The organism is Bifidobacterium dolichotidis, from assembly GCF_003951975.1.
GTDB lineage: Bacteria > Actinomycetota > Actinomycetes > Actinomycetales > Bifidobacteriaceae > Bifidobacterium > Bifidobacterium dolichotidis.
This window is the reverse complement of the sequence record NZ_QXGM01000001.1, coordinates 264189-278081: the sequence shown is the minus strand read 5'-3', so window position 1 is coordinate 278081 and position 13893 is coordinate 264189. Positions and strand designations below refer to the sequence as shown.

Sequence of the window (13893 nt, the reverse complement as noted above, 5' to 3'; positions counted from 1 at the left end):
TCTTGCAATAAGTACCGACGGCATTGGTGTTGGTATTGGTACTTCTAGAACTCGTACTCGCGTAACACTTATTCATCCGCTATGCGATGCAGCATCATAAGATCTGTATCGTCATAGTCATCGTCAAGGAGCCATTCTTCTAACGTTTGTTGCTTCTGCTCAGGCTCTATTGCATTCTGCTCTATCCATTCCCATTCATCGTCTGCATTCCGTTCAAACGGGAATGCATAATAGCGATTCTTATTGCTCACGTCATAGAGCTGATTGAGAAATTGATGCGGCACTATGAAATCTTCTACAGGAGCTTTATAGAGAAAATCTTTAGAATCTTGAAGCTTATAAATATTGATATGAGGCAGGAAATTCTGCAGCGAAACAGAACGTAAGCTCCTACAGTTCGCGAACATCGCAGTGACCAGCTCAAGTTTTTCTGATTGAAGAGCATCCAAGTTCACTGCAGTTAACGATTTGCAATTATTAAACAGACTCTTCGCACTTCTAATATTTGGTCCACGAAGCTTCCATTCGATTGATTGTAGAGCTTCATCGCCGTCAAACATTCGATCAATAGCAGTCAGACCTGGCGCCACAGTTTCTTTACCCTCATGCGTCAGACTAATTTTTTGTAGCTGCTTCATATCGCTAAACATGTCATGTGCTTCAATAACATGATCGAATGGAAAATTTAGCTTGCTTAAATCTACTGACTTTGCTCCTCTGAACATATCGTCAGTAATGATGCGACGGCCACCGAAATCAAGCTGAGAACAATCGATATTTTGAATATTGGTTCCCTCAAACATCGAATTCAGCCAGATAATGGCATCGCTTTTCATTCGTTTAATTGTTTTCAGGTGTTGCAATCCCTCAATAGTGGTGAGATTCTCTGCACCTTTAAACATTTCACGTAAATAGCTTGGATCATCAATCCATATATCGTGCCGAATACGAATGGTCTTTGTTAGACGCAATGCTTCGAAATCTCTAGGATCCCTCCTCAGGAATTTACCTGGATTCTCACCAACATTCGTATCGTTATAGGTCGCCACATCCATAACTTTGTTGCCTTTATAGAAGTTCCAGGCAACATTGCCCCAGTGACCATAATTACTCGGTATTACGTTCGACGTATCTGATGTATTTCCACTAGTCTCATCAGAATCAGTGTGGTTAACTGCGGACTCACTTGTGGTTGCAGCATTGGTTTGCGAATCAGATACGTGCTGTACTACGGTTGCCTGTGCTGATGTACTAGGCGCTATCGTTACTATGACAAACAGTAAAGCTAGCACTCCTCGATGGAGTCGTCCATGAGCTTTCATGACTTGTCCTTTCCGAGCACACACATTTTGCTATGCCATCCGCTGCTGTTTGCAGTCGAATGCTTATGCCAAGTACTTGTGCTGCTTTGGAACATGGTTACTTCCCTACTCGCGTGAAAGTAACATTTTCTCGGTCAAACAGTGATCTATCGGTAGCCCATGCGGCCCAATTCTGTTGTTTGCCTTTGGCTTCCCACATCACACTGGTGTTGCGCACATATGGCAACGTCTCATACTTATATGTTTTATTACGCAGCCCATAGGCAAGACTCAGCGTCCGCTTCGACACCGTAAGTTTGCGTACTGGTGAGGTGTTGTACATGGCAAACGCATCAACAATACCTTCGGATTTCTCGGGATAGTTCTGTAGCGATACTTCCTCAAGATGGTTGCAACCAACGAAGAGCCGTTGTGCGTTCTGTATCTTAAGACTTTGCATGGCATCAAGATTGACTTGCTTTAAGAGATTGCAGTATTCGAATGCGGAATCGATATATTTCAGATTTGGCATACGTTGCTGCCATACCACGTCTTCAAGCACTATATCTGCTTTGAACATTGACCTCGCTGATGCAGTGACTGAGAACAATGGCGTGCTCTCACAATTATTGAGTATCGCATGCTTCAGTCTGCGCATATTCGCAAACATGGAATCCATGTTGTAAATCAAATGATATGGAAGCCTAAAATCTTTAAGTGTCTCTATGGTGCTACCCGCATACATGCCTTCAGCGTTAATACCGCAAGCCCCCATATACATCGGATCACGGCACGTATCGAATCTACTCAAATCAACAGGTTTAAAGTTTGCTCGCGTAAGATTCGTTCTTGCAAACATATAGGCAAAACTCACATATTGCACGTCTGGTGCAAGATAATCGAAGTGCAACTTACCCAAGTTGCTGACAGAGTGAAGACGAACTGCGCCATCAAACATATGTTCTAACTGATTTGGCTCGCTGATATATATGTTGTTGCAGAACACAGCCTGCGTCATCTCTTGCTTTATTATTCGTTCTTTATCATTGCCCTCAAGAAAAATACCAGGGTTTTTATCGACAACAGTTTCGTGATCAAGCGCTATATACAACGAATATGTCTGCTTCTGTGTATTGCGCACATAGAACCAATACACACCACCCCAATACCCAGTCTGTGTTGCGTTTACATCACTGAGGTCCAACGTACTTGGGTCAATCTCATCCAGATTCACTTCATCCAGATTCGTTCCATCTAGGTTGGCTTCATCTCGATTATGTATATCGGTGCCTATCCCCGCTTGCTGATGTAAAGCGATTGATGCTTGTTCTCGCGTCGTAAGGGATTTTTGTCCCGCATAGGCATTGGGAACGGTAGCAGCAGATGCGCAACACAAAATAACGAGGATACTGGCAATAATTGGTATCCAGTGAAATCGCCGCATATGGTTGTTCGTAATCATCTGAAGTTCCTTTACCAATCTGCAATCACATGAAGTCTTGGTTTGTTGCGAGTACTGTTACAGAACTCGCGTGAACGTAAGTATCTCGGTATCTTCGAGTGCTGTATCTTCCATCCACTGTTTCCAGCTTCGTGATTGTCCTTTAGCGGTCCATAGACTCTCAGCATTGTCCATGCATGGCAGAGCCCATGAGGGATCATATGGATTGTGGTAATTCTGGTCATAGAGGTATCGCAAGGTTGCAATCGACATAGTCATAGCACGCACATCGTTATCGTCTAAGAACATTGATCCGACCTGCATACTTGCGGGAGTAATTGGCAGATCCTGGAAATTCACCTCTTGTAGGTGATGGCATCCTTCAAACATGCCCGTCATGCTTTGTTGTTGAGATCCCTGCGTACTCAAAAAATCAACGCTGAGTAACGAGAAGCAATATTTAAACATCTCGTTCATATTGATCATATTGGAAGCTGACATATTCCAAATGACCTGTTCTAACGCAGTACAGCCGTAGAACATTCCTTCAGCATTGCGAACGCCAAAGTTGCTCTCCGACAGTTGACTGTCAAAATCTATGTACAGTAGGTTCGGCATTTCTGCAAACATGTAGTACGCATCTTCAATATTGCCCCATGGAAGATGGAAATATTCAAAGGTATTAGCATGAGATCCTCTAAACATTTCTCGTGCAATAATTCGTCGGTTTCCTATTTTCCATCGTGCAAAATCAGTATGAAGCTCGGCCGTATAAGCAAACATGCTCGTCAGATCAAGAGGCTGCGTTGCCGAAATCTCACTGAGCTGTATACGCCAAAGATTTTCTACTACGTTGAGACTGCAAGCACCTTCAAACATATAGGCCAGTTGTGATGCATCTGTAATAGTGACCTTATGCATGAATCGCACAGTTCGCATGTCCATTTTTGTTGCAAGTTCGGCATCGTCAGCAGTAAGGAACGGGCCATCGTTATCTACTAGAGTTGCATCCTTCTTCGGAGCAATGCTCAGCACTTTTGATCTTGTGTTATAGGTCCAGTCAACACCACCCCAGTTACCTTCTGTAGCAGGACCATCATTATGAGTTTGTTCCGCATCAAGCGCTGCTAATGCTGCTGTGGTGTGATGCTGTTCAAGTTGATATTGATTGGTAGAAGACAGCTCAGTCTCATACGCTGTTGCGAACCCACTCGGTACCATGGCGCCAAAAACCATGGCGATTATGAGTGCCGCAATTCCTAGTACCAGTTTTGCTCGTCTCATGCGGGTACTTATCAGCAGCGGTCTGCAATGAGATCGTGCTCTTCGTAAGTCACTATCCATCGCTATCTCCTCTGATACCAATAGGCTGCATCCCTGCATCTGCTCAATTTGAGTCAAATTCCCAAGGCGTCACCAATTTTCAGTCATTGCCAACATTCAGTCATCGCAAATACTGAGTTACCATCAATACTCAGCCGTCACCAATACTGAACTTTCACCAATATTCGATTCTTCATGAATATCTGATGCAGTATTGGTACCGGTATAGTTTGCGTGCATGTGCGATATCCAACGTCGGACTCGCTTAACATTCATTGTAGTAGCCGTGAATACCCGGTAAAAGTTTGATCTGTAGTAATGAGCACTCAGCATCCACGTTTGTTCTATACGTTTGTTTTACATATTCATTTGAAGTACGCAGAACAAGGTTGAACCTTGTCATATATGGCAATAGAGCAGTTAGTGAGTATGAGACCTCTGTTTGGCAGGAAGTCTCATACCCACCGACTCACTCATGCATTATGTGCCTAGTTCACCGCGGAATATACCGTGTGAAATCTATACCGCTTTGTGCACTAATAGAGGTATCGTTCTTCCATCCTTCCCAGGTTCTGCGCATATAGTAGCCGTTCCACAGAACGCTAGAATCATAGATGTCTGGCAATGAGGCACAATCCGTATGTTCGAACTGCTGATACAGCTGATCGAAGGTGTATTTAGAGAACGATATCTTCTGTATTGCTGTATCACGAAAGATATTGTTATAGTCCTCTGGATCGTAGCTCGTCAGCATAGTATCTATTAATCGAACTGTGTCTAACTTTCTACAGCAATAGAACATATCGTCCATTATCTGCACTGACGTAGCCGCCATACCATTCAAATGTGCGCCGACGAGCTCACGACAGTATAAGAACATGCTACGAAGATTTGACAAGCGCGGCGAGGCAAGTTTCCAGTTCACGCTGGTCACACTTGAATGTGCAAACATCTCCTCTGCGGTAGTCAAGTACATTGCTTTACTTCTATCCGGCCCAGCAATCTCAACATGGTCTATGCCTTGCGCCTGGCTAAACATACGCTCTGCATTCGTTACGCGTTCATATGGAATATGGAAGCTATCAACGTTCGTAATTGTTGCTCGCTCGAACATACCGCGTGTATTAATGGTATGCTTCCTGAAATAGACTTTGCTTAAATCAAGTTTCTGCACATGAGTTCCTGCGAACATGTTTCTCATTGACAGTGTGCATCCTGTATCGGGAATCTTGCCAAAATCAATGTTTTCAAAACCTTCTACAGATTCTAAGTTGCCAAAATTGGAGAACATTGCTTCTAACTGATGAGCTCCATGAATACGCACAATGTGGGCAAAACGAACAGTTTTCGTTAGATCCCTAAGCTCATCAATATGCTGGTTATCAAAGCTGAACATAGGTGTTCCGAAAGCAACATCTGCACTCTTGTCCGGTGCAAATACCAATTCTCCGGTTGTGCGATTCAAGGTCCACGGTGTACCGCCCCAGTCACCATTGATAACAGAATTCTGTTCTGACCAAGTTTGACCGCTCTGCGATTGAGGTGCTGCTTGTGCAGTATCTGAACTGTCAGCATGCTGCGGCTCTACTGCTGTAAGAGGTTCAGTAAGCGCCGCTTGACTACTTATCATGAATCGAGCAGAGCTTTCATCAGAGAGAGCAATAGCCTTGGCCCAAGCTTGCCATGACAAGGACTTATTCTCAGCATTCCAACGCACATTGGTCTTCGCAATATGAGGCAGCATATTCGATCCCAGCGCTTTATTGTTCACTGTATAGAGGTATTTCACTGCTGCTTTTAACAAGGTAATCGAAGTCAGTTGCGCAGTATTGGCAAACATATCTGTTGAAATACCAGCAAGAAAATGCGTTCCTGTAAGGTCTACTGTTTTCAATTTGGAACAATCCGTGAAAAGCTGGCTGCTGTATCGCATAGCAGAGCTTTGCATGCCATTCAGGTCTGCTTCTTCTAATGCTCCACATCGTGCAAAGGCCCACGCTAGTCTTTCCAGATTCGGCGTAGCAAGCTTCCAAACCACTTTGCGCAAATGGTCGCAATTTTCGAACATACCGTAGGCATCAGTAAACCATTGAGCAGTTTTGACACCAGATCGTCCAGCAATATTTATGCGCTCGAGGTTACCTGCGCGCCAGAACATATCGCGTGCAGTGCCTATACGCTCAAATGGAATATTGAAATCTGTTGTGGCTACTGTTGTAGCCTGCGCAAACATAGAGTTTGCGTTAATAATATGGTCGCCAAAATCCCACTGAGAAAAATCAACCGATTGTATGTTGGTCCCAGCGAACATATACGACAAATCGATCCAGCATTCCTTCTCCTTTGGGAAGTATCGCTTGACCTTAAGATTATGAATGTTTTGCACCGTTGTCAGATTCCGAGCATTTCTAAACATTGAAGCCAGCTGACTTGGATTCCAAAGATCAATAGTGTGATCGATTCGCACGGTTTCTACTTCGCTCTTGGTAGCGAGTTCACCGTCATTCTTGGTTAGGAATTCTGCGGTACCGTATACCACATGCGTGTCACCCTGAGGGGCCATTACCAGCGTTTTTGTTGCCACATCATAGGTCCATTCAGCACCTCCCCAATACCCATGAGTTTCTGGCGCTGCCCCATGGGTTTGCAGCGGTTGCAACATTGCTTCTTGATGATCTTGATCAAGCGACTGACCAGTTTCATCAGGGTTATCAGCTAATACATCCTGCATTGCGTCATTATGCTGCGAAACTGTTGTATCTTGTGCCGATGCCGCTCCAGTCACTGAGCTCATCAGCATACACATACTTGCAGTTACGAGTGCGCACCATTGGCGCCAACCACGAATCCTACTCATCGCTGTATCCCCTTTGGGCATCGCAATACTAGGTAAAGTCATGCTGTACTATGCATGCCAATTTCACTAGTTTGCTACTGATTGTTCATACCAACGCAATATCCGAAGTCGAATTTGCTACAGCCCATTATATGTAATATGAAGCTTAGGCAAAAACTTGTGCCCATCAATGATTCCCAACTGCAAGCATCTATATCGGGGGTACTCATAGTAAAGGCTTACTCCAGCAGTAGAGACTGATCCCAGTAGTACAAGGAAGTTCCGCAGAGCAGCAAAAAGCTCACCGTAGCAGCAGTACTACTACGGTGAGCTTCAATGAAATAAACCAGAAGAATTAACTAGAAGAAATGAAGAGGTACTCCTTTCTTACCTACTCATCAACTGCTCAGCAAACTACTCGGCAAACTTCTCAGCAAACTGCTCAGCAAGCTGTAAGGCCAACTACTAGGCAAGTTTGAGATTCATCGTTGTGTCTGCGCTGATCGTCTGATCTGCAGCCCATTCGCCGAACGTTCGTGGTCCTTCGAGACCGTAGACACCCCACTGAGCATCCTTCTGATCGGTACGTGGCAGCGAGCTATAGCCATGTGCGTCAGCCTCATAGAGGTTATCGAGCGAGGCCTTTGGCAGGATCAGCCAGCTCACCTTATTTGCATTCTCGAACATGCCCATGGCTTCTGCCTTAGAGAGATGCGAGAAATCAGAACTCATCATCCATGCGTCTTCCAGGTTCTCGCAGTTACGGAACATGTACTGAGCGCTCTTCACATGCTGAGCCTTAACGAAATCGAAGTTGATGCGCTTCACACTCTTGCAGCCATCGAACATCTCATTAGTCTGCTCAAGGTTTGGAGCTTCAACATTCATATAGAGCGACGTCACATTGGTGCAGTCCTTGAACATTGCATTAGCAGACTTCAGTGCAGGAGCTGGAATAGGACCAGAGAAACCGCCATAGGTCACCTCAGTGAGATTGGTGTTCTCAGCGTACATTGCGTCTGCAGTCACAATATGATCAACAGGAAGATTCGTCAGATTGAGGTACTTACTTGTGGCGCCCTGGAACATACCAGAAGCATTAATGTCATGGCCGGCCATGTTAATACCCGCAAAGTTTGCATCTTCAACAGCCGTGTACTTGAACATGTCCATAAACGACACAGTCTTGCCTTCTGCTACCTTCTCAAAATTCAGAGAATTCAAGCCCGTTACTGTCTTCAGATGCTTTGCATCTGCAAACATAGAGGTCAGTTGCTTAGCATCTTCAATAGTTACGCCATGCAGATGAACCGTTTCCATTTCAAACTTTGTGGCCTGCTGATCTGCGCCGTCCGTCAGGAACACCTCAGTGTTCTCTGGTACGAGTGTTGGCTTGCCATAGCCGCCAAGTTCGAGTGTCTTCGTTGCAGTGTCATAGGTCCAAGGAATTTTGCCCCAAGTGCCCGAAGTTGCTGGATCAGCATCAGGATTCACAATCGAAATTGTCTGAGACGGCATCGGTGCCGCATTAGCAGAAGTAACACCCACAGCAAGGCCCGACAGTGCCAAAGATCCAGCAAGTGCCAGAGCCGAGAAACGCTTCATAGTCTGAGTATTCAGCATAATAATTGTTTTCCTTTCAGCAACGCTTCAGCCCTTGCGCTACGGTGTCTTACTCGTATGCCAGTTATCACCCCGATCTCGGGCGCCATTGGAATTGCGTTCCCGAGACACTGCATACCATTCGTTAGACCCGTAAAGGTGCCGACGATTGCTTATGTAATTTATTGTCCCCCTCAAAATTCAAAAACGATAGGCATACTCATTAATATTTACCCTCGTATGTGGAGCCCTTCACTCCGTTTGAATTTTGGTTTTTGTGTTCATTACTGAGCACATGATTTACTCTATGCCAGAATCATCTTCACAAAATATACTTCTCGAATTCTGGACATCAGATACGACGTAATCTTACGAAACGTCAATAAACAGTAGGCATTCGAGTTTCCCTCGCTCGAACGTACTGTCTCCCCTTTCTTGGTCTTGGAGTGATTTATCTTAGTTTATCAACAAATCGCAGCCAATTTCCCCAAATCACAAACACGTTACGTACAGTACATAATTATTTAACTTAACAATTAATTCTTTATAGATACGAACACCTTAAGCGGTACAGAATTGGCACTGCAGTGTATACAAAAATTAAAAAATGTCATTTTTCTTGAACAACTCAAACGGCGGTAGCAGAACGAGCAGCAGAGACTACGAAAATAATAAAAAAGCTCACCGCAGCATAACTCCTGCGGTGAGCTCAACACGTCGCCACTGTCAATATCAGATGTCGCCGTAATAACTCGTTACCATCGTCAAATTAGGCTTATATTCATACAAATTAAGCATCTAAATCCAATGTACGATTGCCATCAGTTTGATATGCTGCCCACTCAGCAAATGTCAGATACTGATCGAGGCTCTCATCGTACCATCGCAAAGCTGGCTGCGCATCGATTCTCGGCAGCCTACCGTTATCCCCGTAACGATACAGTTTGCTCAGTGTTTCTTTATCAATAGAAAAATGTTTGATTTTAGGCGCGTTAGAGAACATGTTGATGGCTCGGAAGCCTGAGCTAAACTTGCTGCCACCCAACAAGGCATGCTCCAGCGACGTACAGTCTTGGAACATTCCTCCAGAATCAAGAATGTTCTGGCTTTTCAGATTATTCAAGTCCGCACTCGTCAATGCTGTATCACCAAAGAACATATTGTAGGTGCCGATTACATTTGGTGCTTCAATTCGCCAATCTACTTCCGAAAGGTTTTTGCAGTCCATAAACATTTGATTTATGGCGGAGAGCATCGGTGCTTTTACTACTGTATCTGGATAGCCAACCGTTATATTTTTTATGCCAGAGCAAGCAAACATATTACTTGCACTCAGCAGATTTTCCCAAGGTAAACCCTTCATCGCGAAATCCGCAATGGGGTTGCCATAAAACATGCTATTCGTCTTGAGTGGCCTCTTACCGAAATTTACTCCAGTAAAATCAACAGAACTTACCCTGGTTCTGCTGAACATAGAAGAGAGATCCACTACATCTTCTTCAGGAAGTAGCTCGAGCGAGAGTTTACCTAAACCTTCGACTTCTGAAAGAATAGGACAGTTGCTAAACATGGATTTCAACACATTTTTATTGGCTAGTTTGACTCTATGTGCAATAACAACTTTTTTCACATAAGTCTTCACAAACCATTCCTGAATACTTTTTTCAGCGTCTTCCATAAATGGCGAATCGCCAGATGTGGAATCCCGATCTGGAGCAATAATCAAGACTGCATGTTTAGCGTCATATATCCAATGGGTATCACCCCAATCGCCACTCCAGGACTCAGTATTAGCAACAGCTGTATCAGCAAGCGCAAGCGTATGAGTACGGTTCGCCGTTACCTGCGCATCAGTGGACGCGAGCTCGTAATTATCTTGAGTTACTTCATCAGCCTGCGCTGTACTCAGACCGACTGTAAAACCCGTTACTGTAAGCGAACTAGCAAGTGCGAGCGCTGCCATTCGCCGGGTAACACGTGATAGCGAGATCATTGTTTTCCCTCTGTTACTCCATTTTCATTCGCTTATTACCGTTCATGCTGTGCCATAGTCCGTATTGTGGCGCCATTGTGGCCCTTGCAGTTGCACTTTGAATCGGTATGTGTTGCTTATAACAACACGTCGTTCTCAACATCAGATTTTCAAGAGATTGTGCAATACCCTATTAGAGTTTGCTCGTTACCTCAGTGTAGAACACAGTACCTGGTTCATGAACATAATGCCCTACATACGGGCACTATGCCTCAGTATTGTGTCTCGGCACTGTGGCTCAGCACTGTTGCTCATCACTGTTATTCAGCACTGTGGCTCAGCACTGCTCCTGTTTTGGTAAATCCAATTCCAACTCATAATCCTGATCAGGCTGGTACATTGCCCAATCAGTAATAGACATTTCCAGCCCACTATCTTTATCTTTCCATTGGTACCGTTGGAACTGTGGATCGTCGTCTCTCGGTAGCCCGTGCCTAGCAGCTTTATAGATTTCGGCAAGTGCACTCTTATTAATGACAAAATGGTTTATAGGTGCGTAATACATCGTATAGGAGGCACGACCTGCCGTGAACTTAGTGCCTTTCATTTGGAGACTGGCCAGCCTGTAGCATTCGCCGAACATTTCGGTGATACAGGCTAATTGGCTGCTCTTTAAGTTATTGAGATCAATGCTTTCTAGCATGCCATCTTTAGAAAACATGAAGTCCGCATCTTTGAGATTTGGCATAGTTACATTCCACTGTACGTGGGTAAGAAACGGGCAGTTCATGAACATAGCTGTAGCTGTGTCGATTGACGGTGCCTCGACTACTTGATCCGGATACCCGATCAACACACTTGATATTTTGGCACCATTAAACATTGACCATGTAGAAGAGACCTTTTCCCACGGTAGACCTGCCAAATGTAACTCTATAGGTTCTTTTGCATAGAAGTTCAGTTTAAGGAACATATACGATGGATTAAATTTCGAACAGGTACTGAAATCTGCTCCAGTAAAATCAACATTTTGAACCTTGGTTCTCTCGAACATTTGATATAGCCTTGGATTACTTCCCTTTTTAAGGTTCTCGTAGGATATGTTGCCAAGTCCTTCAACCTCTTCGAGATGTAAGCAACCCTCAAACATTGATGCAAACGAAGACTCACTGGTTGCCTTAAGCTTGTGCGCAATAACAACTTTTTCTACTGTTATTCTGATTGCCCATTCCAACGACCCCTCCTTGCCCTCTAAGAAACGAAAATCTGGAGCCGTAGAATCTGCATAAGGAGCGATCGTCATCGTCTCATTTTTGTTGTTCAATAGCCAATACGTTTCACCCCAATATCCTTCTATGTAGTGATTCTCTTCTGTAGAGTCTGGGTCCTTCTGTTGTTGCAGTGCTTCATCGAGAATTTGATGTGCTAAAGCAACATCGTTTGCATCTGCATCGGCGTCAACATTGATGTCTGTACTGGTATTGACATTGGCATCTCTATTGACTGCCATGGTATGGACGCCAAGCCCTGTTGCTGCAGGGAGTTCATCAGCATTTGCTGAGCTCACACCAATAACGCCAGCAAGTATGAGCGAACTTGTAGCGGTAAGTGCTGCTATTCGTTTGGTAAGCCGTGCCAGTGATGTCATTATTGTTCCTTCTTGTAATGCTCGTGCGCTTGCTGCTGTTTATGCTGTGCTGTTGCACATGCCGTGCTGGTTTGCCAAGCTTTTGCAGTCACATTTTGTCTGATTATGCGCTGCCTAAAACACAAGCTATTCATAGCATCGCGCAATACCCAATTCGGATTTGCTTACTATCAATTATAGATAATGAAATACGCTGCTGAGCTACAACAGGACCTCATAATTGAGGGACTACACACTATGCAGATTGAGTTGGCAGTCCTCTTCAGGTTTGTATGTAGCCCAATCAGTAATGCTCATTGTCAGATTCAAAACATCATCTTTCCAAGCAATCTTGGGATCTCCTTCTCTTGGCAAGGTTTGAGCTGATCCCAGTGCATATATTCGAGCAAGTGCACTCTTGTCAATAGAAAGATAATGCATAATCGAGCCGCCAAACATCCAGCCCACGCAAGCATTTTCAGAGAATTTACTGCCTAGCAGGGAAACTCTGTCAAGACTTCGACATGCTAAGAACATGTCCCTAACAAAAGATAATTTCTGACTCTTCAGATTACTGAGATCAATATTTTGCAAACTGGTAGCACCATAGAACATGTACCCCGCATACTGCAGATTAGGTGCAATCATATTCCACTGCAAAATAGAGAGACTATGTGAATTGGTGAATATATTATTGGCGTCAATAAGCTTTGGTGCTTCAACTACTCGTCCAGGATATCCAACGGTGACATTCTGCAATTGAGTATCTCTGAACGTACCGTACAAGCTCGAGACCTTCTCCCAAGGAAGACCTTGTATTGTCAACGTAGCAGCTTGAAGATTTTGAAAGGTGCTGCACAAATCAATACTGCGAACATAGCTAAAGTCCACTCCAGTGAAGTTAACACTACGAACTTTTGTATCTTTGAACATAGCGGCGAACGTCACGCCTTCATACCATTTCATGCGTTCAAGAGATAAATTATTCAGTCCCTTGACCTCTTCTAGATTCGGGCAGCTTTCAAACATGCATGCCAGAGAATCCGGACTATAAACAGTCAATTTATGTGCAAATACAGCTTTTTTCGTTAAAGTCTTCACGGCCCACTCTATTGTTCCTTTAACAGGAAGCCTCATAAACGGGCACGCTGGAGTCTCTGCCTCCTGGTCTGGGGCGAAGGTAAGTATTCCTCGAGATGCGTCAAAGTCCCAAGGTGTTGGACCCCAATCACCACGTAAACCATTGCTGTGTGCAGTGATTAGGCCATCGGATGCATTTCGTGATGTTGCTTCAGACAATGATTTTGAAGCCCGTTGCGCATCTCGATTGTTTTGTTGTTGCATTGCTTCTTCGATAATGTGCTTTGCTTTAGCAATATTCTTAGCACTGTCAGTCTCATCAGGATGAGTAGCTTTTCCAGTCTCATCAGAATTGTTAGCCTCAGTAGCATTGCCAGTATCTACAGCAACACTGGTTTGATGAGACAAAGCCACATGCGAACCAGAATCTGTTGTTCGTATTACAACAGCTTGTGTTGAACTCACACCAAGAACAAAACTTGTCAAAGTGATTGAACTCGTAATCGCGAGCGCTGTCAATCGTTGTGTAAGCCGCATAAACGAAACCATTCATTTCCCCTCTCATAGTGCTAAGCGCTTGCTACCGTTCATGCTGTGCTGTTGCTCATACTGTGCTATCGCTCCAGCTGTTGCAGTCACATCCTGTTTGGTTATGTGCTGTTTGTACCGCAAGCAACTCATAGGATTTGCAATACCCAAATCGGGTTTGCG

The 13893-nt window shown here is 44.3% G+C and carries 8 protein-coding genes; all 8 read right to left on the bottom strand.

The features are described 5' to 3' along the window. Positions 1-68: 68 nt before the first annotated feature. The 8 genes from D2E26_RS00950 to D2E26_RS00915 all read right to left on the bottom strand — a co-directional run bounded on the left by D2E26_RS00950 (position 69) and on the right by D2E26_RS00915 (position 13731). Positions 69-1322 carry a BspA family leucine-rich repeat surface protein gene (locus tag D2E26_RS00950; RefSeq protein ID WP_125962842.1) on the bottom strand — a complete coding sequence of 418 codons (1254 nt, stop codon included), beginning with the start codon at positions 1320-1322 and terminating at the stop codon, positions 69-71. 97 nt (positions 1323-1419) lie between these two features. Then, positions 1420-2763, bottom strand: coding sequence for a hypothetical protein (locus D2E26_RS00945; RefSeq protein ID WP_125962841.1), 1344 nt, complete (start codon positions 2761-2763; stop codon positions 1420-1422). Between the two features lie 57 nt (positions 2764-2820). Next, positions 2821-4086, bottom strand: coding sequence for a BspA family leucine-rich repeat surface protein (locus D2E26_RS00940; protein ID WP_164515817.1), 1266 nt, complete (start codon positions 4084-4086; stop codon positions 2821-2823). A gap of 472 nt (positions 4087-4558) precedes the next feature. After that, the gene (locus D2E26_RS00935; RefSeq protein ID WP_164515816.1) at positions 4559-6850 is read right to left on the bottom strand and encodes a BspA family leucine-rich repeat surface protein; all 2292 of its coding nucleotides are present in this window, start codon (positions 6848-6850) and stop codon (positions 4559-4561) included. A gap of 516 nt (positions 6851-7366) precedes the next feature. Next, complete coding sequence (locus D2E26_RS00930) at positions 7367-8524, bottom strand: BspA family leucine-rich repeat surface protein (protein WP_125962838.1); 1158 nt, start codon at positions 8522-8524, stop codon at positions 7367-7369. Between the two features lie 769 nt (positions 8525-9293). Beyond that, positions 9294-10466 carry a BspA family leucine-rich repeat surface protein gene (locus tag D2E26_RS00925; RefSeq protein WP_164515815.1) on the bottom strand — a complete coding sequence of 391 codons (1173 nt, stop codon included), beginning with the start codon at positions 10464-10466 and terminating at the stop codon, positions 9294-9296. Between the two features lie 346 nt (positions 10467-10812). After that, positions 10813-12123, bottom strand: coding sequence for a hypothetical protein (locus D2E26_RS00920; protein ID WP_125962836.1), 1311 nt, complete (start codon positions 12121-12123; stop codon positions 10813-10815). Between the two features lie 228 nt (positions 12124-12351). After that, positions 12352-13731, bottom strand: coding sequence for a hypothetical protein (locus D2E26_RS00915; RefSeq protein WP_125962835.1), 1380 nt, complete (start codon positions 13729-13731; stop codon positions 12352-12354). Between the last annotated feature and the right edge of the window lie 162 nt (positions 13732-13893).